Raw genomic sequence first — 18,170 nt, 5'->3', positions numbered from 1 at the left:
ACCCTCGGGGTGGGTGCCGCGGTTGCGCGACACCCACCCCGAGCGTCAGTGGGTGAACAACTTCGCTGCCGTGATCACCGTCTGGATCACCCCGTAGCCGAGCAGTGCCCCCACCACCAGCCAGGAGATCCACAACCGGGCCTGCTGCCCCTGCCGACCGTCGTCGCTCATCGCGTGCCACTCCTCTCCGCCGCCACCGGCGTCGTGCCCTCGTTCCCGTCTCCACCGGTCGCCGGCTCGTGGTACCGCTCCGGCACCGCCTTGATCAGCAGGTTCGCCACGAAGCCCACCGCCAGCACACCGACCATCGTGAACAGCGCCGGCCGGTACGCCGCCGCCGTCAACGTGCCCGGCTTGCCCTGGGCGTCGAGGAACCCGTTGACGATCAGCGGGCCGGCGATGCCCGCCGCCGACCAGGCGGTCAGCAAACGGCCGTGGATCGCGCCCACCTGGTACGTGCCGAACAGGTCCCGCAGGTACGCCGGCACCGTGGCGAAACCGCCGCCGTAGAACGACAGGATCACGCAGGCCAGCAGCACGAACAGGGCCGTGGCCGTCTGCCCGACGAGGGCCAGCAGCGCGTACAGCACCATGCCCACACCCAGGTACACCAGGTAGATCGGCTTGCGGCCGATCAGGTCGGAGGTGGACGACCACGCGAACCGGCCGGCCATGTTGAACAGCGACAGCAGCCCGACGAACCCGCCGGCCGCCGCCACCGACACCGCCGAGGTGCCGTTGTCGCGGAAGAAGTCCTGGATCATCGGGCTGGCCTGTTCCAGGATCCCGATGCCCGCCGTCACGTTGCAGAACAACACCACCCACAGCAGCCAGAACGACCGGGTCTTCAGGGCGTTCGCCGCCGACACGTTCGCCGTGGTGACCAACGGCTTCGCGGCCACCGTCGCCGGGTCGAAGCCAGCCGGACGCCAGTCCGGCGCCGGCACCCGCACGTTCGCCACCCCGAACATCATGATGACGAAGTAGCCGAGGCCGAGCGTCACGAACAACCACACCAGGGCATTGCCCGACGCCGTCGAGCCCGCGTTGGACGGGTCGTAACCGGGGTCGAAGAACGACAGCAACTGACGCGACAGGGGAGAGGCCACCATCGCCCCGCCACCGAATCCCATGATCGCCAGCCCGGTTGCCAGGCCCGGACGGTCGGGGAACCACTTGATCAACGTGGAGACCGGGGAGATGTAGCCGATCCCCAGACCGATGCCGCCGAGCAACCCGTACCCCAGGTAGAGCAGCCACAACTGCTTCGTGGCGATGCCCAGCGAACCCACCAGGAAGCCCGCCGCCCAGAAGCAGGCCGACACGAACATCGCCTTACGCGGGCCGTTCGCCTCCACCCAGGTCCCGGCGACCGCGGCGGACAGCCCCAGCATCACGATCGCGATGCTGAAGATCACCCCGATGGCGGTCTGACTGGTGTCGAAGTGGGCGATCAGCGAGTTCTTGTAGACGCTGGTCGCGTAGACCTGGCCGATACACAGGTGGATGGCCAACGCCGCAGGAGGAATCAACCACCGGCTGTAGCCGGGCGGCGCGACGGTGTGCCGACGATCGAGCGCGGAAAGCATGGTGTGCTTCCTCTCCGAAGCGGGCGAGAAACGTCTCCACCACTTCTCCACACCGCACGCCTGCGGCAAACCTCACCGTCGCCGGACGGTCGCTCCGGTGAGCTGAGCGGTCACTCAGCCTGGCCTCCGGGGGACGAGGGGGCAGTGCCCGAAAGGGCTAGCGGGGCGTCGCCCAGCCCACAAACCGTGCGTCCAGGTCGCCGGGTGCTGTCCCACCGTTCAGCTCGGTGAGCTGCTCGGTCGCTTCGGCTTGCAGCGCCTTCAGGTGTGCGATCAGCTCGTCGCGGCGGCCGCGGTACTCACCGAGCAGGCGCAGCTTCGCGGTGGAGCACGGCCAGGCGATCCCGCAGGTTCGGCAGCGCCAGGCCGGCTTCAGCAGGGGGTGCTCGGCGCGGCCGTTCATCGGCTGGCCCCCGCCTGCGCACGCCGGACCGGTTGGCGGGTGTTGGCAGGGGCCGCCTCGGGTGGATCGGAGGACACCAGTTCGATTCCCTCCCGGAGCACGAACAGTTCCCGCTTCTCCGTCGCGACGCCGGCTCGACCCAGTTCGTACCCTTCGATCCATACCCACCCGGGGTAGGTGTGCCGCTCGGGTAGCTCGCGGATGACCCGGACCCGGATCGGGCGGACGAACTGCGGGCTGGCGGCGCGGGTCAGGTGCACGAGGTCGCCGGCCTTCATCGTCGCGATCATCACGTGATCCCTGGCACGAACGCGACCGCCGGGTGTCTGGTCTCTCGGTGGTCGCGCCATGTGTCCGTACGCTGCCAGCGAGTCGCGGACGCCTGAACCGCTCATCTGCGACCATCGAGGGACGTCTAGGAAAGGTCCCCGCGATGCCGAGGAACGAAGCCCTACGGGATGCGTTGAGCGCGGCCGGACTGACCGTGGGCGACCTGGCCGGCAGATGCGATGTCGACGCGAAGACCGTTGAGCGATGGATCAGCCGCGGTCGCCTGCCCCATCCCCGATCCCGCGTGCGTGTCGCCGGAGTCCTGGGTATAGATGTAGACGTGCTCTGGCCTGAGGTTGTGCGCCGCGCCGTGAAGGTGGGAACCGACCGTGAACTGGTCGGCGTGTACGCGCGCCGGTCGGATGTGCCCCGAGCGCTCTTCCGTGACCTGATCGAAGGCGCGGGATCGCGGCTCTGGTTCGGCGGCTACACGAGCTACTTCGTCTGGCTGGAGGTGCCCAACGCCGCCGCGACACTCGGCGCCAAGGCCCGCGACGGCGCCGACGTTCGCTTCCTCCTCGGCGACCCGGCGAGCGCGGTCACCGCCGACCGTGAGCGCATCGAGGCGACGCCGCTGACCCTCGCGACACGCATCGCGATCACACAGGCCGAGATCGCGAAGTCGCCGACGCCGTTGCCGGTCCGGTTGTCCGACCGGCACATCGCCATGTCGGTCTGGGTGTTCGACGACGAGGCGATCGTCGCGACGCACATCGGCGCAGGGCTCGGTCAGGACTCCGTCACGCTCCACCTTCGCCGTCGCCAGGCAGATGGGCCGTTTGACAGGTACGTCGAGCACTTCGGCTCCCTGTGGACAGACGCCGCCGGCCCCCGAGCCGAGTAGCGCGCCCCGAAGGCCCCCGGCTCACGCCGGGGGCCTTCGGCTATCCACGCTCGGAGAGGCGTTACACCTCCGAGCGGTCGTTCGTGCTCTCGTACCCGATCGAAACGGTGGGTCTTCTGCCCACACCCGGACCTGAGGGCAAGGGACGTCAGGCCGCTGCGCTCGCCTCGGCGACCTGTGCGGCGTCGGGCCGGAGTTGCGGGGTGGCGACAGAGATGATCAGGTTGGCGATCGCGAACGCGGCGGCGACCAGCAGGCCACGGTGGAACCCGTCGACCAGCGCCTGCTGCTGTCCGACGCCCCGGCCGAGCGCGTCGGTGACGTGGGTGATGGACAGGGTGGTGACGACGGCCAGGCCCAGCGCGCCGCCGACCTGGTAGACGGCGGTCACGACGCCGGAGGCGGCGCCGGCCTCGTGGTGCTCGACGTCGGAGACGGCGGAGATCTGCGCGGGTACGCCGAGGGTGGTGATGCCCAGGCCGAACAGGAGCAGGCCGGGCAGCAGTTCGGTGGCGTAGGGGCCGGTGGCGCCGGCGCCGGCGAGCAGCAGCAGACCGAGGACGCTGAGCGCGGCGCCGATGAGTTGCAGGGTTCGGGTGCCGAGCCGGTGCACCAGTTGGGTGGCGAGCGCGGCGCCGAGGATCGCCGTGGCGCCCATGGGCAGGAACTGCAGGCCGGCGGTCAGCGCGGAGGCTCCGCGGACCTGCTGCAGGTAGAGCGCGGTGAGGAAGAACATCGACAGGAACGCGGCGCCGTTGAGGGCCAGCGCGCCGCTGGAGACGCTCAGCGCCCGGGAGCCGAACAGGCGCAGCGGCACCAGCGGCGCGGCGGAGCGCGCCTCGACGGCGATGAAGACGACCAGCAGTGCCACTCCGCCGATGAGGGCGGCGAGGACCTGCGCCGAGGTCCAGCCGGCGGACTCGGCGCGTACCACGCCGAAGACGACCGCGAGCAGGCCGGCGGTGCCGAGGGCGGCGCCGAGCGCGTCGAAGGTCCGCGGTCCGGGCTGGGTGTGCCGGACGGCCGCGACGAAGGTCGGGACGATCGCCACGAGCGCGATGACGATGGGCACGTTGACGAAGAACACCCACCGCCAGCTCAGGGCGTCGACGAGCAGGCCGCCGGCCACGACACCCAGGGTTCCGCCGAGACCGGCGAGGGCACCCCAGATGCCCATGGCCATGTTCCGCTCCCGCCCGTGCTTGAACGTGACGGTGAGGATGGCCAACGCGGCGGGGGACAGCAGAGCGCCGCCGAGGCCCTGCACGGCGCGTGCGGCGATCAGCAGACCGGGCGAGGTCGCCAGGCCGGCGAGCAGGGACATCGCCCCGAACAGGACCAGCCCGGCGAGGAAGATCCGGCGGGCGCCGAGCAGGTCGGCGGCGCGTCCGCCGAGCAGCAGGAAACCACCGAAGAGCAGGGTGTACGCGCTGATGACCCATTGCAGGTTGTCGGCGGTGAAGCTCAGGTCGGTCTGGATGTTGGGCAGTGCCACGTTCACGATCGTCACGTCGAGGATGACGATGAACTGCGCCGCCGACAGCACCGCCAGGGTTGCCCAGGGGTTACGTCGCATGCCTACCTCATCAAGGGAAGGGCGTCACGCACGGCGCCGTATACGCCGTACATCTACAACGTATACCTACGGGTCTACGCTGTAGACTGGGTGGGTGGGCAGTATGAGCAAGGACACCGGAACGCCAGCGCGGCTCGACCCCGACAAGATCGTCACCAGCGCGCTGCGCATCGCCGACGCCGAGGGCCTCGGCGCGATCACCATCCGCAGGCTGGCGCAGGAGCACGGTGTCACGCCGATGGCGCTCTACCGGTACTTCCGGGACAAGGACGACCTGCTCGCCGCCCTCGCCGAACGCCTGCTCGCCGACGTCCACCTGCCCGAACCCAGCGACGACCCGTGGGACCGGCAGTTGCGCGCCCTCCTGGCCGCCTGCCTCGCCGCGGTCCGCCCGCACCCCGCCGTCGCCGGGCTGATCCCGACCCGCGTCCTGCTCTCCGAGGCCGGCCTGATGCTGGTCGAGCGCACCCTCGCCCTGCTCGCCGAGGCGGGCTTCCCGCCCGACCAGGCCACCGAGGTCGGCAGCCAGGCCCTCTGCTCCCTGGTGACCCTCGTGACCACCGAGCCCGGCGTCGCGGAGAGCACCGACCCGGACACCCGCGACGACGCCATCCGCGCCAAGCGCGCGGCCCTGCACTCGCTGGCCCCCAAGCGCTACCCGCACGTCCTCGCCGCCGCCGACGCGCTCACCCTCTGCGCCGACCGGGAGAGCTACTACGAGCTGGGTGTGGAGTTCGCCGTCGCCGGCGTCCGCGGCCTCCGTCCGCAGAGCCGCACCGCGCACTGACCGCGTCGATGCCCGGCCCGCCGCGTCCTGGCGCGGTTGGACCCTTCGTCCTAGCTGGCCGGATCCGCCCGCCAGACCCAGTTGCGCCGCTCGTACAGCGGCGTGAGGCCCAGCCGGAGCAGGTTGTTCAGCGAGGGGTTGGACGTGCCGGGCTCGGGCCGGCCCGTCTCGGCGGTGACCCACCGGCAGCCGGCCGCCGTCGCGGCCGCCGACCGGGCCGCCAACAGCGCCGACTGCGCACCCCGACCCCGGTGCGTCGGCAGGGTCGCGCCGGTGTTGAGCGAGCCCACCGCACCGTGGATGAACAGGTTGGCGGCGGCGACCATCTCGTCGCCGTCCCAGGCGGCGTACGGGTAGAAGCGCGGGTCGCGCACGGCGGCCGCGATCATCGGGCCGAGGTGCTCCTCGGGCATACCGAAACAGCGCAGCACCACCGAGGCCCACTGGTCCACGAGATCGGCCGTGACCGGACCGACCCGCAGGTCGGTGCGGCCGGGTCGGAGTGCGTCGATCTCGGCGGCGAGCTTCACCCAGGTGCTGCCGGCGGTGATGTTCTCCCGGGCGCAGATCGCGTCCCAGTCCGCCGGCAACCGGTCCGGGGCGATCTGGATGACAGCGGCGGGGGTCCGCTCAGCGCGGTAGAAGTCGCAGATGTGGCCGATCAGCTCGCCGCTGACCGGCTCGTCGAAGCCGAACCCGAGTGCCTTGCTCCAGTAGTTGGTGGGGTCGTGCCGCATCGAGAGCACCACCCCGCCGCCCATCCGGGTGGCCGTCACGCCGAGCGCATCCCGGACGTCGGCCGGCGCTTCGGTCTCGTACCGGAACATGAACTCGGCCTCCGCCAGCTCGGCGAGTGCGCGCACGTCCTGGTCCTGATGCTCTGTCGACATTCGCGAAAGCCTGCCACAGCGCCCGGCCCGCTGGCGCCGTGAGCAGCGCCACTACCGCAGGTGCGGGGTGTGCCAGCCGCCGGCGAGGGTGTCGGCGTCCGCCGGACCCCAGGTGCCCTTGTCGTACGTCTGCACCGCGGCCGGCAGATCCAGGATCGGCTCGACGATGCGCCACTCCTGCTGGATCGTCTCCGCGCGGGCGAACCGCAGGTGCTGCCCGTCCATCGCGTCGTCGAGCAGCCGCTCGTACGCCTCCTGCCGCCGGCCCAGGGCCGCGCCGAAGTCCACGGACAGGTCCACCGGACGGCTGGCCACCTCGGCGCCCGGGCTCTTCGCCTGGATCGACATGGTGATGCCGTCGCCGCGACCCAGCCGGAACCGCAGCAGGTTCGCCGGCGCCTCGGCGCCGCCCTCGGCCCGGATGAGCGAGCGCTGCGGCTGCTTGAACTCGACCACGACCTCGGTCGCCGTGCCCGGCAGGGACTTGCCGGTCCGCAGGTAGAAGGGCACTCCCGCCCAGCGGGGGGAGTTGACCGTCAACCGGGTGGCGACGAACGTCTCCGTGTTCGAGTCCGGCCGCACGCCCGGCTCGTCCCGGTAGCCGGCGTACTGCCCCCGCACGGTGGACTCCGGCGACAGCACCTCGATCTGCCGCAGCACCGCGACCTCCGCCTCGCGGAACGCGTCGGTGTCGTCGGCGACCGGCGCCTCCATCGCGATCAGCGCGACGACCTGCAGGATGTGGTTCTGCAGCACGTCACGGGTGGCGCCCACCGTGTCGTAGAAGCCCGCGCGTCCCTGGGTGCCGAAACCCTCGGCGAGGGTGACCTGGATGTTGTCGATGTGCTCGTTGTTCCACAGCGGCTCGAACAGCCGGTTGGCGAACCGGAAGGCGTACAGGCCCTCGACGGCTTCCTTACCGAGGTAGTGGTCGATGCGGAACACACGCTCCGGGTCGAAGGCCGCGCGCAGCATGCGGTCCAGCTCGTGCGAGGACTCCAGGTCACGTCCGAACGGCTTCTCCACGATCACCCGGCCCCGGTCGGCCAGACCGACCGCCGCCAGGCCCTCGACGACGGAGCCGAACACCGCCGGTGGGATCGCCAGGTAGAAGAGCGGACGCTCTGCGCCGCGCAGGCGCTCGGCCAACCGCTGGTACGTCGTGGGGTCCGCGTAGTCGCCGGAGATCATCGAGAGGTTGCGCGCCAGCGCGTCGAAGCTGTCGTCGTCGATCTCGTCGGTCGCCTCGGCCACGGACTTGCGGGCGGTGGTGACCAGTTGCTGGTCATCCCACGGGGAGCGGGCCACGCCGATCACCGGGACGTCGAGGCGGTCGCGCCTGGTCAACTCGTACAGCGCCGGAAAGAGCTTCTTCGAGACGAGGTCTCCCGTGACGCCGAACAGCACTACCGCGTCTGAGCGCACGTGCATGGCACTTCCATCCGATCGAATGGTCCTGATCTTCCAACCGGGCAACCTCCCGGACCACCCGGGAATTCCCGCCGGCGCACCCGGGTGAGGACGACGACACAGCCTCGGAGGGGGTCGCCGGCAGCCCCTCAACGATAAGGAAGGTTTACAGTCCATCGGCCACCCGGGTAGCGTGCTGGTCGGATCGATGACCACCGATCATGACGAAGCCCTGGAGGTATCCGTGCGTCGCCGACACACCCTGACGCGGCTGCTGGTCATAGCCGCACTCGGACTGCCGTTCATCCTTCCGGGAGCCCCGGCCGCCGCCGCCCCGACCACCCCGGCCCGCGACTTGGGCGACGTGGTGCCCGCACCCGTCGAAACCCGCCCCGACACCCGGGGCACCTTCACGATCAGCCCGTTGACCGTCATCCGCACCGCACCCGGCTCCGTCGCCGCCTGGCAGGTCGGGCGGCAACTCGCCCAGACCCTGCGCCCCGCCACCGGCTACCCGCTGCCCGTGCTGCCCGTGCACTCGACACCGCTGCCCGAGATCGCCCTGGTCATCGGGGGAGCCGACGCGCGCGTCGGCCAGGAGGGCTACCAACTCGACGTCACCCGCCGCGGCGTGACGATCCGCGCCAACACCCCGGCCGGCCTGTTCGCCGGCACCCAGACGCTGCGCCAACTGCTTCCCGCCCAGATCGAAGCGCCCGACCGGCAGCGGGTCACCTGGACCGTGCCCGGCGGACGCATCGTGGACTACCCGCGCTTCGCCTACCGCGGGGCCATGCTCGACGTGGCCCGGCACTTCCACACCGTCGACGAGATCAACGCGTACGTGGACCTGCTCAGCCAGTACAAAATCAACTACCTGCACCTGCACCTGACCGACGACCAGGGCTGGCGGATCCAGATCGACTCCTGGCCCCGGCTCACCACCGTCGGCGGCGGACCCGGCACCGGAGTCGACGGCGTCGGCCCCGGCTTCCTCACCAAGGCCGACTACAAGGCCGTCGTCGCATACGCCGCCGCACGCCACATCACCGTCGTTCCCGAGATCGACATGCCCGGACACACCAACGCCGCCCAGTCCACCTACCCCGAACTCAACTGCGACGGCGTCGCACCGGCCCCACGTACCGACACGGCGGTCGGCTACAGCTCCCTGTGCATCGGCGACGAACTGACCTACCGGTTCGTCGAAGACGTCATCCGCGAACTCGCCGCCATCACGCCCGGGCCGTTCCTGCACATCGGCGGCGACGAGGCACACGCCACCACCGACGAGGAATACCGCACCTTCATGCAGCGCGTCCTGCCCCTGGTCGCCAAGTACGGCAAGCGCGCCTCCGGCTGGAACGAGGTCGCCCAGGTCGACCCACCGACCAACGTCGTCGCCCAGTACTGGGGCACCGGCACGACCAACGCCGACCTCGCCGAGGCCGCCGCCCGAGGCAACAAAGTGATCATGTCCCCGGCGAACAAGTCCTACCTGGACATGAAGTACGACGCCAACACCCGCCTCGGCCTGCGCTGGGCCGGCTACATCGAGGTGTCCGACGCGTACGGCTGGGACCCGGCCACCCGCGTGGCCGGCGTCGGCGAGAACGCGATCCTCGGCGTCGAGGCACCACTGTGGTCCGAGACACTGCGCAGCCTGGACGACATCGAGCACATGGCGTTCCCCCGCCTGCCCGCCATCGCCGAACTCGGCTGGTCCACGGCGGCCAGCCACAACTGGGAGTCGTTCCGGACGCGGCTGGGGGAGCAGGCACCCCGCTGGCGCCTCCAGGAGGTCGACTTCTACCCGTCCCCCCAGGTGCCATGGCTCTGACCAGATGAGCGACGTGGGTCCGGGCCACGAGCGTGACCCGGACCCACGAGTCGGTCAGCGACCGCAGGCGGCGTCCAACGCCTTCAGGGTCGGGTCCAGATCCGGAGCCTCCACCTTCGTGGCCTGCGCACCGGTGAGCCGCTTCTCGATCGCGCCGGCAAGGTTCTCCACGGCGGCCCGCACCTGCGGGTCGACGGCCCGCGGCGCCTCCGCGCGCAGACCCTCGGCCAGCGCCGTGTAGTGGGCACGGACCTTCACGCCCTGCTCCTTGGCGCTGACCGGCTTGTCGATGGCCGCGATGGCGTCGTCCGCCATCCCGACGAAGTGCTCCTTGACCACCGCCAGGGTGGTGTCGCAGACCTGCTTGCTGTTCGCGGCGACGTCGACCGTCGGGGTGGGCGCGGCGGTCGCCGACGGCGCGGCAGCACCGTCGCTCTCCTTCTCCACCGGCTGGCAGCCAGCGGCGAGACCGGCGACGACAAACAGAGCCAGGACGGTACGAACAGGCGAGTACGCCATGGTGTTTCCCCCGTGTGGTGAGCGGCCCCGCCGGTCAGGTCGACCGCCTCACGGGCCGGAGCGCATCACTGTAGACAGCGCCAGCCACGCCCGCACGCCACTTCCAGCGCCCGCAAACCGGCCGCTTGCTGGCTACGATCGCACGATGGATCTGGCGGTCGACGAATCGGCGGGAACCGCACCGGCGGTCGTCTGCCTTCCCATGTTCAGCACGAGCCGCGCCGCCACGGCCTCCGCCTTCAGCCCAGCCCTCGCCGGCGCGGGCCGCCGTGAGGTGTACCTGGACCTGCCCGGCCACGGAGACTCCCCGGCGACCTGCCGCCCCGCATCCCAGGCCGTGCTGGAGACCGTGTGCGCGTGGCTCGACCGCCACGTCGACGCGCCGGTCCTGCTGGCCGGCGCCTCCTACGGCGCCTACCTGGCCGCCGGGATCGCCCGCCAGCGACCCGACCTCGTCAGCGGCCTGCTCCTCGTCTGCCCAGGCGTCACCATCGCCCCGACAAGCCGGACCCTGCCCGCGCTCGACCCACCCGAAGCGCCCGCGGGCTGGCTCGACGCCGCCCCCGCCGGACTGCGCTCCCACCTCGACGTGGCGCTGGGCCACCGCACGCCGGCCGTCGTCGCGACGGTGCTCGCGGCACTGGAGTCCGGCGGCCCCGGCGACGAGACGTTCCAGAACGACCTTCGCGCCAGCCCCGAGTACGCGCTTCCCGACGAGGACGACGACATCGTCTTCGACGGTCCGGTCAGCGTCATCACCGGTCGACAGGACGGTGTCGTCGGATACGCCGACCAGTTCCACGCCATGCGCCGCTATCCCCGAGGCACCTTCACCGTGATCGACGCCGCCGGGCACTACCTGCCGTTCGAACAACCCGCGCTGCTGCGCTCACTCACCCAGGACTGGCTGCGCCGTGCTGTCGGCGCACCATCTCGTTGATCCAGATCGGTGCGAACGGCGACGTGCAACCTGGGGGAGTGGGGTAGTCCCTGAGCACCCCCAGGCGTTCACCGATCTCGACTGCTCGCGCGCGGTACGCGGCGTGCTCGATCCCGATCTGAGCCAGACAGTGGTTCATCGCCCACTGCAGGCGATCCGGGGCGTCCTTCATCTCCGCCTCGATGACGTCGAGCAACCCCGGCAGATCCAGGCCCTCGGACTTCTTCGCCACGCGGTCGGTGGTCAACGCCCAACCGGCACTGGCGACCACCGGATCCGGATCGGCCGACCAGGTTAGGCGTAACTCCTCCGAGTGCGGGCTCTTCTTCACCACGTAGTTCACGAGCCAGTCGTGCACCTTCGGTGCGCGCGCCTGCCGCAGCATGGAGTCCAACTCGTCACGGGCGAACGCCTTCGGCCGGCAGATCAGGATCGCCACCAGCCGGGCCGCGGTGTCGTCCGTCTGCCAGAGCTGACACGCGAGGTCCTGCTGCGTCTTCAGCCGCTTCGCCAGCGCCCGCAGCTTGCCGAGGTTCACACCGTGATCGTCACCGTGTCTCTCGTTCACCGCGCGCGCCCTCGGGTCCTCGAGCTCGGCCAGCTCGGCCATCACCGCGACCACCCTCGTCTCGACCAGCGTCGTCTCGGTCACCTCGGCCTCCCGTCCGTTCGTCGACATGCAGCCTACGAGGAAGTCGCGATTCGGCGCCTCGATGGCCAGTAGGTCCCCGCACTGCTGACCCACGCTCGATAGATTGGCTGCCATGTCTGCACTGGAAAAGCTCGACGGGTGGGAGTCGCTCTCGCCGGAGTTGCGGGAGCGACTGGCCGCAGCCGACCTGCCGGAATCACTGCGACTCGACGAGTACGACCTGTTCCTGCTCGGCCCGGATCTGATCTTCCGGGATGGCATGCTGCGATTCGGCTACGGCACGGACGCGTGGGGCGGCGAATTCTGTCTTGATCCGGACACGGGTGCCGTGCGGGTCCTCGACGACAACCAGACTCCGACGTTCGTCAACTCGTCGCTCGAGCTGTACGCCCGCTCGCTACGCCTGGTCGCCGGTCTTGCGCCCGCGATCGTCGGCGGCGACCCGGAGGGCTGGGAAGACGCCAAGAACGAGATGCAGCGGGTCATCGCGGAGTGGGATCCGCCGGCGATGGTCTCGGACAACTACTGGGACGGCCTCTCGTGGGACATCGCCACCGGTAACTACGCCGACCAGTCGGACCTCTAGTTCTTGTCCGGAATGTCGGTCGGGGTCACCCACAGTAAATTGACCATCTAGCATCCCTAAAGCCCGTGTGACATTGACGGTCGGGCATGTCAGGACCCGCATATGACAAGCGGGTTAACAAACAAATCACTCGTGCCGCCGCGCGATCTTCAATGCGCGCTGGGGAGCTTTTTGTGTCACGGGTGCGAAGGGGGACAGCGGATCTGATGGGCAACGTCATCAAGGAACGATCACGGATCGCGGTGCTGACGCGACTCGCGGCGGTCCTGCTCCTGATCTGGTCGGTGATCGGCATCGCGCCGGCCGCCAGCCACGCGGGGCCACAGCTCGCCGCGCCGATCATCGATGCCCGGTGTCCTCCGATCACGCCGGAAGGCCTGGTCGGTTACGGGTGCCACAAACTGAGCGTGTACCTGCAGGAGGCGCGGCTGGATCTCCGGTACAACCGGCCGCCGAAGACCACCGACAAGCTGTACACGAACGTCCGGGGCAACTACGCCATCGCCCAGCTCCAGGACGGCAGGTACATCATCGGCTACAGCGACGGCGCGAAGCACGCCGAGATCCGGCTGATCGAACAGATGCAGGGCAAGGCTCCCCGCATCGAGTTCGACCCGCAGACCGGCAAGGTGTCGTACCAGCCGGCCAAGGCCTCGCCGATCAAGGAGGGCTACTCCGAGATCGAGCCCTGCAAGAAGACCTGCAACCCGGCGCTGGAGAACGCCAAGGTCCGGGACAAGTTCACCTACAGCTATCGGTGGAACGCCGGTCCGGGGGAGGACCCCAAGGTCCTCCGCGACCAGACCAACAACCGCAACACCGGTGCGAAGCAGGTCGCGGTCCAGACCCTGCTGAACGAGACGAAGGCCTCCGGCCCCATCCTGCCCAAGACGCCGCAGGAACTGGCCAAGGGCAGCGCGGTCAGCAAGGCGGCCGGCAAGCAGATGGGGCCGATCCGTCCGGGCGGCATCGACTTCTCGTCGGTCCAACTCCGGTACGTCACCGACGGCGGCGGATCGGGCGGCGACACGTACTCATTCGAGACCGCGACCACCCCGGGCCAGGAGTCGAAGGACGGCACCAACCAGATCTACGACGCCGACGAGGCGTTGAACACCTGGATGGCCGTGGAGCCGTCACGGTTCTGGGTGAACCTCAACCCGAGTCAGCCGGACAAGGTGATCGACCAGTACCTCGGCCAGACCCAGGCCGGTCGCATCCTCCTCGAGGCCGACCTGGAGTTGAAGCGGGCCTGGACGCGATTCCAGGACCCGAAGACGCCGGTCGGGCTGGAGTACTGGAACCGGATGACCGGCCTGAACGGGGCCTGCATCCGGCAGTGGATCGTGCCAAAGACGGCGACGATCCGCGAGGAGGGAAACCGCCTCTACATCCTCCAGGCGCCGCTCGAGGTCAAGGCCGAGGCGTTCGACTTCACGATCCCCGGCGACCCGAACTTCAAGTGCCCGGCCAATCCCGAGCCGTCCATGGCCGTCTACCGGGACCTGCTCCTGCCCGAGTTGAACAAGGCCGTGAACGCCGCGCCCGAGTTCAAGGACCTGCGCCGTGTCTACGTCAGCCGGGTGGCTGCCGAGTGGTACCGCGAACGGATGACGGCCGACGGCCGGGCAGCCGAGGCCGGCATCGACAGCAACGACGTCAGCACGCTGGAGCGGGAGGACGACTGGAAGCCGGCCGACGTCTTCAACCAGTACCTGAAGGAGATCTCCGGCACCACGTACGAACTGCCGAACGGCGTGAAGGTGACCACGGGCGGCGTCGACTTCACCCAGCCGGTGAAGAAGACCAAGCTGAGTGACACCACGTTCAAGGAGCAGCACGGGGCCCTGCCGACCACGGTCGACAAGTCGCTCACCGAGGTCACCAAGACCTCGGACGAGAAGCAGGCCTACCTGGGTGGCTCCGACGAGATCCCCGATTTCGTCGGATTCAAGCGACCGACCCCGGCGCCGGGCGGCAACGCCGGCGGCGACGGTGGCGGCCTGCCGATCACCGGCGCGCCCATCTACACCATCGTGGCGGCTGGCACCATGCTGATCCTGATCGGCGTGGTGGCCCTGTGGCGCACCCGACGGGTGCGTTGGGTAGCCGCCAGGAAGTAGCAGTTCAGGTGGTCCCGCCGCGCCCCGGGCGAGGGGCGCGGCGGGACCACCGCGGCAGAGGGGAGCGGTCCAGACTGCCCCCTCGCCCTCTCAGGTCGCGAGGGCCCCGCCGTCCACGGGGAGAAGTACACCGTGAATGTGTGACGCGTCTTCGCTGGCGAGGAAGATCACCGCCGCGGCGGTATCGTGCACGGTGCCCGTACGCCTGTCCGGGTTGTTCTCGGCGAGCTTCTCCAGGAGGGGGCGGAGGTCTTCGTTCCCCTCCGTGATGGTGGGTCCGGGGGCGACGGTGTTCACCCGCACACCGTCGGCGGCCAACTCCGCGGCCCACGACCTCGTCAGCGAGTGCAGGCCTGCCTTGCTGGCGCCGTACAGCGAGGTGAACTTGATTCCATCCACGCCGCCGATCGAGCCGATGTTGATCACCGAGCCGCCGCCGTGCTCCACCATGCCGGGCACCAGGGCCGCCGTCAGAAGGAACGGGGCCTTGATGTTGACCTCCAGCACCAGGTCGATCTGTTCCTCGGTCGACTCTGTCATGGGGTGAGGCGGCACGAGAAAGGCCGCATTGTTGACCAGGATGTCGATCGGCCGACCCGCCAGGGCCGTCGCCTTCTGTGCAAGGCGGCGGACCTCGGCCCCACCCGCGGAGAGGTCTGCCTCGACGAAGTGGGCGATGCCGCCCTCCGCGACGATTCCGTCGACGATCTGAGCACCGCGCTCCGGGCCAAGCCCGGTCACGACGACGATGGCGCCCTCGCGGGCCATCGCCTCCGCCACACCGCGCCCAATTCCGCTCGTCGAGCCTGTGACCAATGCAGCGCGCCCCTCGAGGCGATTCATGTCAGTACCTCCGGTTGTTGCGGCGATGTCGGTGAACGCGGGACGGCTAGACCTCTCGCCGAGCCCACCCAAAGTTGCTTGCCCAAGCAAGTATACCCGCGACTGTGACGCACAGTAACCGTACTGGATCTTCCGGTCACTGTCCGGATGTCCACCCAACAGCGCTCATGCCTCGGATCGGGGGAGGAGAGCCACACCTCCGACGACCCGACCGCGTACGACGGCCTCGGCCTTTCCCTTCGGACCGAAAACCACCACCTGGCGGTGACGGTCGGGCTGGCGGAGGACGAACAACCCCTGCCCGTCACGCGGCGAAGGGGCAGGATTCCCAAGCGGCTCACTGACGCCCGTCGTGCCTCACGTTGTTGAGAATGCTCAGGACGAATGAGAAGTGAGAGCAGCACGCCGAACCGGCGGTGCCCCGGATTCGATAATGTACATTATGTAAAGTTGTGCGATTTGGGAGTCCCCTCACGAGGGGCGGAGCAGGTGCTCTTCCACCACGGCGACCCGCTCGCGCACCGGACCGGCGGGCACGTCGACCAGCCGGTGCCCGTACGCCTCGTACACCTGCTCGTGCACCTGGGCGAAGACCAGCGACTCGGCGTAGCCGATCCGGCGTGCGGCCGTGTGCGTGACGAAGCCCAGCGGACCGATCAGGAACACCGCCTCCTGGTAGGTCCCCTGGCGACTGATCCGCTCCAGTTCGGCGGCGAGGTACGGCCCGACCCGCTGACCCAGGTGGCGGGCCAGCGCGAGGGTGCACAACGGTGACCGGTCGTGAATCTGCAGCGTCCCCCGCGGGTCGGCGGTGATTCGGCGGCGGTGCTGGAGTCGGGCGACGGCGTCGACGAACCCGGGTTCCCGCCACGGCTCGCTGCACCCCTGCGCCTGCCGGGCCGCGATGATGTCGGTGGCCGCCTCCCGCACCACCAGGTGCCCTCGTCGGCGCAGCGCCTCGACAAGTGTGGTCTTGCCGGCTCCCGGCGCTCCGGTCAGCACGTAGCGTCTGTGGTCGGTCACCCTGCTCCCCTCTCCCCTTGCCCGGAAACCCGAAAATGCTGCATAATATCCCTTATGCATGACAAACAGGACGAATCGCTCATGAGGTTGATCGAGGAGTTCCTGACGGCGAGGGCGACACGTAAGCCCTCCCCCCACACCCTCGCCGCGTACCGGCGAGACCTGCACGCGGTGGCGGCCCTGATCAGCGAGGATGTCACCCCTCCCCTCCCCCTCGACGCCCTGTTGATCACCGACCTCTCCCCCCGCGTGATGCGGGCGGCGTTCGCCCGGTTCGCCGCGCCCCGGGCCGCCGCGTCGGTTCACCGCGCCTGGTCCACCTGGAACAGTTTCTTCACGTTCCTGGTGGCCGACGGGGTGGTGGCGGGCAACCCGATGCCGGCCGTGGGTCGCCCTCGGGCGCTGCTCCCCCAGCCGAAACCGTTGCGCGGCGCGGACACCCCCGAGCTGCTGCTGGCCTCGGTCGCGCGCGACGACGGCCGGCAGCGCGACCCGTGGCCGGAGCGGGACGTGGCCGTGCTGGCGGTGGCGCTCTGCGCCGGGCTGCGCCTGTCGGAGCTGCTCGGGCTGCGGGTCAGCTCCGTGACCGGCCGGTCGGGCGAACGGCGGATCGAGGTGACCGGCAAGGGAGGCCGACCGCGGGTGGTGCCGATCGAGGCGGATCTGGACCGGGTGCTGGTGGACTACCTGGACAGTCGGGCCCGGCGTTTCGGGTCGCGGTCGGTACGTCCGGACTCGGCGTTGCTGGTGGACCGGCATGGTGAGCCGCTGCGCCGTGGAGGGCTCCAGTATCTGGTGGAGTCGTGTTACCGGCGGGCGGGCATCGGTGACCGGGTGCCGCGGGGGGCGCGGTTGCATGCGCTGCGGCACACGTTCGCCACCCGGCTGGCCGAGGACGGGGCGAGCGCGGCGGAGATCATGCGGTTGCTGGGGCACGCGTCGTTGGCGTCGTCGCAGACGTACATCGAGGTGACGGCCGGGCAGCAGCGCGACGCGGTGCGGGCCAACCGCACCAACCGCGCGCTGGCCGCACTCGTGCCGGCCGAGCGGGAGGCGGCGGCGCGGTGATCAGTGGGCCCGGTGGTCGCTGTCGTTGGCGGTGGTGGGCAGCGGGCCGAGCACGGCGTTGATGATGTGGATGCGCGCGTTGGTGGCCTGGTAGTCGGCGCAGACGGCGTCGGCGCGGTCGGCCAGGCGGGCGGTGGGCCCGGTGCGGGTGACGGTGACGGTGGTGCCGTCGAGGGTGGTGGCGGTGCCGGCGGTGACCAGGTCCCCGATCGGGTGGGTTCCGGCGATCAGGTGCGCCTTGAGCAGGGTGCGTAGCTCGTCGGCGTGGTGGGTCATCAGGTCGTCCCAGTTGTCCTCGGAGAACTTGGCGGCGAAGGCGTCGTCGGAGGGCGCCAGGATGGTGACGCCGGTGCCGGCGGGCACGTCGGTGAGGACGCCGCTGGTGCGCAGGGCCGCCTCGAAGGTGGTGAGGGTGGGGATCCACCGGAGTGCCTGGTCGGCTGGTTGGCCGGCGAGGAAGGTCGGGTTTCCCGGTTCGGTGCCGGTGGGCAGGGCGGCGCAGAGTGGCCCGGTGAGCTGGGGTGCGGTGGCTGGTGCCGCGTCCGCGCGGGGGGCGGCGGTGCAGGCGGTGAGGGCCAGCAGCAGGGCCGGTGCGAGCAGACGTGCGTAGCGGGGCCGGGGGTGTCGCGGTCGGTTGCCGTTGGGGGTGGCGGGATGCGACACGGCGGTCTCCACGGGTCGGGGTTGGTGGGGTGGGGTGTGCCGGCGGCGCGGGCGGGGAGGATGTCGCCGCGGGCGGCGCGGGGG

The 18,170-nt window shown here is 70.0% G+C and carries 19 protein-coding genes; 7 read left to right on the top strand and 12 right to left on the bottom strand.

Annotated features, from left to right (window positions below):
* Positions 1-45: 45 nt before the first annotated feature.
* From M8C17_RS31740 to M8C17_RS00085, 4 genes are all read right to left on the bottom strand, one after another.
* Positions 46-171 (bottom strand): hypothetical protein, encoded by a 126-nt coding sequence (locus M8C17_RS31740; protein WP_256481911.1) that lies wholly within the window; start codon positions 169-171, stop codon positions 46-48.
* On the bottom strand, positions 168-1,589 hold the full coding sequence (locus M8C17_RS00095) for an OFA family MFS transporter (RefSeq protein ID WP_252414045.1): 1,422 nt from the start codon (positions 1,587-1,589) through the stop codon (positions 168-170). Before M8C17_RS00095 ends, M8C17_RS31740 begins: the two co-directional genes overlap by 4 nt.
* 157 nt (positions 1,590-1,746) lie before the next feature.
* Positions 1,747-1,992 carry a flavin reductase gene (locus M8C17_RS00090; protein ID WP_252414044.1) on the bottom strand — a complete coding sequence of 82 codons (246 nt, stop codon included), beginning with the start codon at positions 1,990-1,992 and terminating at the stop codon, positions 1,747-1,749.
* Positions 1,989-2,282, bottom strand: coding sequence for a hypothetical protein (locus M8C17_RS00085; RefSeq protein ID WP_252414043.1), 294 nt, complete (start codon positions 2,280-2,282; stop codon positions 1,989-1,991). The genes M8C17_RS00090 and M8C17_RS00085 overlap by 4 nt, the downstream gene beginning before the upstream one ends.
* A 143-nt stretch (positions 2,283-2,425) precedes the next feature.
* On the opposite strand from M8C17_RS00085, the gene M8C17_RS00080 reads away from it, so the two are divergent.
* The gene (locus M8C17_RS00080) at positions 2,426-3,166 is read left to right on the top strand and encodes a helix-turn-helix transcriptional regulator (protein ID WP_252414042.1); all 741 of its coding nucleotides are present in this window, start codon (positions 2,426-2,428) and stop codon (positions 3,164-3,166) included.
* A gap of 148 nt (positions 3,167-3,314) precedes the next feature.
* On the opposite strand, the gene M8C17_RS00075 is transcribed toward M8C17_RS00080, so the two are convergent.
* Entirely contained in the window at positions 3,315-4,742 is a 1,428-nt protein-coding gene (locus M8C17_RS00075) for a DHA2 family efflux MFS transporter permease subunit (RefSeq protein WP_252414041.1), read from the bottom strand.
* A 103-nt stretch (positions 4,743-4,845) separates the two neighbouring features.
* On the opposite strand from M8C17_RS00075, the gene M8C17_RS00070 reads away from it, so the two are divergent.
* Complete coding sequence (locus M8C17_RS00070; RefSeq protein ID WP_252415035.1) at positions 4,846-5,529, top strand: TetR/AcrR family transcriptional regulator; 684 nt, start codon at positions 4,846-4,848, stop codon at positions 5,527-5,529.
* Positions 5,530-5,579: 50 nt separating this feature from the next.
* Here the strand turns inward: M8C17_RS00070 and M8C17_RS00065 are convergent, their stop codons facing one another.
* Entirely contained in the window at positions 5,580-6,419 is an 840-nt protein-coding gene (locus M8C17_RS00065; RefSeq protein WP_252414040.1) for a GNAT family N-acetyltransferase, read from the bottom strand.
* Positions 6,420-6,470: 51 nt separating this feature from the next.
* The gene (gene zwf, locus M8C17_RS00060; protein ID WP_252414039.1) at positions 6,471-7,850 is read right to left on the bottom strand and encodes a glucose-6-phosphate dehydrogenase; all 1,380 of its coding nucleotides are present in this window, start codon (positions 7,848-7,850) and stop codon (positions 6,471-6,473) included.
* Positions 7,851-8,037: 187 nt separating this feature from the next.
* On the opposite strand from zwf, the gene M8C17_RS00055 reads away from it, so the two are divergent.
* Positions 8,038-9,669 carry a beta-N-acetylhexosaminidase gene (locus M8C17_RS00055; RefSeq protein ID WP_252414038.1) on the top strand — a complete coding sequence of 544 codons (1,632 nt, stop codon included), beginning with the start codon at positions 8,038-8,040 and terminating at the stop codon, positions 9,667-9,669.
* Between the two features lie 54 nt (positions 9,670-9,723).
* Here M8C17_RS00055 and M8C17_RS00050 read toward each other — a convergent pair whose 3' ends face one another.
* A complete protein-coding gene (locus M8C17_RS00050; RefSeq protein WP_252414037.1) occupies positions 9,724-10,188 on the bottom strand; it encodes a hypothetical protein in 465 nt (154 codons plus the stop codon).
* 145 nt (positions 10,189-10,333) lie between these two features.
* On the opposite strand from M8C17_RS00050, the gene M8C17_RS00045 reads away from it, so the two are divergent.
* A complete protein-coding gene (locus M8C17_RS00045) occupies positions 10,334-11,128 on the top strand; it encodes an alpha/beta fold hydrolase (protein WP_252414036.1) in 795 nt (264 codons plus the stop codon).
* On the opposite strand, the gene M8C17_RS00040 is transcribed toward M8C17_RS00045, so the two are convergent.
* Positions 11,082-11,765, bottom strand: a complete 684-nt coding sequence (locus M8C17_RS00040) for a DNA alkylation repair protein (protein ID WP_308209355.1) — start codon at positions 11,763-11,765, stop codon at positions 11,082-11,084. The genes M8C17_RS00045 and M8C17_RS00040 overlap by 47 nt on opposite strands.
* A gap of 127 nt (positions 11,766-11,892) precedes the next feature.
* On the opposite strand from M8C17_RS00040, the gene M8C17_RS00035 reads away from it, so the two are divergent.
* The gene (locus M8C17_RS00035) at positions 11,893-12,366 is read left to right on the top strand and encodes an SUKH-4 family immunity protein (RefSeq protein WP_252414034.1); all 474 of its coding nucleotides are present in this window, start codon (positions 11,893-11,895) and stop codon (positions 12,364-12,366) included.
* A gap of 206 nt (positions 12,367-12,572) precedes the next feature.
* Positions 12,573-14,489, top strand: a complete 1,917-nt coding sequence (locus tag M8C17_RS00030) for a hypothetical protein (protein WP_252414033.1) — start codon at positions 12,573-12,575, stop codon at positions 14,487-14,489.
* A 90-nt stretch (positions 14,490-14,579) separates the two neighbouring features.
* Here M8C17_RS00030 and M8C17_RS00025 read toward each other — a convergent pair whose 3' ends face one another.
* A complete protein-coding gene (locus M8C17_RS00025; protein ID WP_252414032.1) occupies positions 14,580-15,332 on the bottom strand; it encodes an SDR family NAD(P)-dependent oxidoreductase in 753 nt (250 codons plus the stop codon).
* A gap of 471 nt (positions 15,333-15,803) precedes the next feature.
* On the bottom strand, positions 15,804-16,355 hold the full coding sequence (locus M8C17_RS00020; protein WP_252414031.1) for an AAA family ATPase: 552 nt from the start codon (positions 16,353-16,355) through the stop codon (positions 15,804-15,806).
* A gap of 54 nt (positions 16,356-16,409) precedes the next feature.
* Between M8C17_RS00020 and M8C17_RS00015 the strand changes: the two genes are divergently transcribed.
* Positions 16,410-17,423 carry a tyrosine-type recombinase/integrase gene (locus M8C17_RS00015; protein WP_252414030.1) on the top strand — a complete coding sequence of 338 codons (1,014 nt, stop codon included), beginning with the start codon at positions 16,410-16,412 and terminating at the stop codon, positions 17,421-17,423.
* On the opposite strand, the gene M8C17_RS00010 is transcribed toward M8C17_RS00015, so the two are convergent.
* Entirely contained in the window at positions 17,424-18,086 is a 663-nt protein-coding gene (locus M8C17_RS00010) for a fasciclin domain-containing protein (RefSeq protein ID WP_308209325.1), read from the bottom strand. It abuts the gene before it with no gap.
* Positions 18,087-18,170 lie beyond the last annotated feature (84 nt).

Origin of the sequence: Micromonospora sp. RHAY321, assembly GCF_023896955.1 — a bacterium.
Lineage (GTDB): Bacteria > Actinomycetota > Actinomycetes > Mycobacteriales > Micromonosporaceae > Micromonospora.
Note: the sequence above shows the minus strand (reverse complement) of the source record. Positions and strands in the feature narration are given on the sequence as shown.

Bases quoted from the DNA above. Each gene is read 5' to 3' on its own strand.
- M8C17_RS00080 (WP_252414042.1), top strand. From the start codon at position 2,426: ATGCCGAGGAACGAAGCCCTACGGGATGCGTTGAGCGCGGCCGGACTG.
- M8C17_RS00095 (WP_252414045.1), bottom strand. From the start codon at position 1,589: ATGCTTTCCGCGCTCGATCGTCGGCACACCGTCGCGCCGCCCGGCTAC.
- M8C17_RS00075 (WP_252414041.1), bottom strand. From the start codon at position 4,742: ATGCGACGTAACCCCTGGGCAACCCTGGCGGTGCTGTCGGCGGCGCAG.
- M8C17_RS00055 (WP_252414038.1), top strand. From the start codon at position 8,038: ATGACCACCGATCATGACGAAGCCCTGGAGGTATCCGTGCGTCGCCGA.
- M8C17_RS00030 (WP_252414033.1), top strand. From the start codon at position 12,573: ATGGGCAACGTCATCAAGGAACGATCACGGATCGCGGTGCTGACGCGA.
- M8C17_RS00035 (WP_252414034.1), top strand. From the start codon at position 11,893: ATGTCTGCACTGGAAAAGCTCGACGGGTGGGAGTCGCTCTCGCCGGAG.
- M8C17_RS00045 (WP_252414036.1), top strand. From the start codon at position 10,334: ATGGATCTGGCGGTCGACGAATCGGCGGGAACCGCACCGGCGGTCGTC.
- M8C17_RS00015 (WP_252414030.1), top strand. From the start codon at position 16,410: ATGCATGACAAACAGGACGAATCGCTCATGAGGTTGATCGAGGAGTTC.
- M8C17_RS00090 (WP_252414044.1), bottom strand. From the start codon at position 1,992: ATGAACGGCCGCGCCGAGCACCCCCTGCTGAAGCCGGCCTGGCGCTGC.
- M8C17_RS00025 (WP_252414032.1), bottom strand. From the start codon at position 15,332: ATGAATCGCCTCGAGGGGCGCGCTGCATTGGTCACAGGCTCGACGAGC.
- M8C17_RS00085 (WP_252414043.1), bottom strand. From the start codon at position 2,282: ATGATCGCGACGATGAAGGCCGGCGACCTCGTGCACCTGACCCGCGCC.
- M8C17_RS31740 (WP_256481911.1), bottom strand. From the start codon at position 171: ATGAGCGACGACGGTCGGCAGGGGCAGCAGGCCCGGTTGTGGATCTCC.
- M8C17_RS00070 (WP_252415035.1), top strand. From the start codon at position 4,846: ATGAGCAAGGACACCGGAACGCCAGCGCGGCTCGACCCCGACAAGATC.
- zwf (WP_252414039.1), bottom strand. From the start codon at position 7,850: ATGCACGTGCGCTCAGACGCGGTAGTGCTGTTCGGCGTCACGGGAGAC.
- M8C17_RS00065 (WP_252414040.1), bottom strand. From the start codon at position 6,419: ATGTCGACAGAGCATCAGGACCAGGACGTGCGCGCACTCGCCGAGCTG.
- M8C17_RS00050 (WP_252414037.1), bottom strand. From the start codon at position 10,188: ATGGCGTACTCGCCTGTTCGTACCGTCCTGGCTCTGTTTGTCGTCGCC.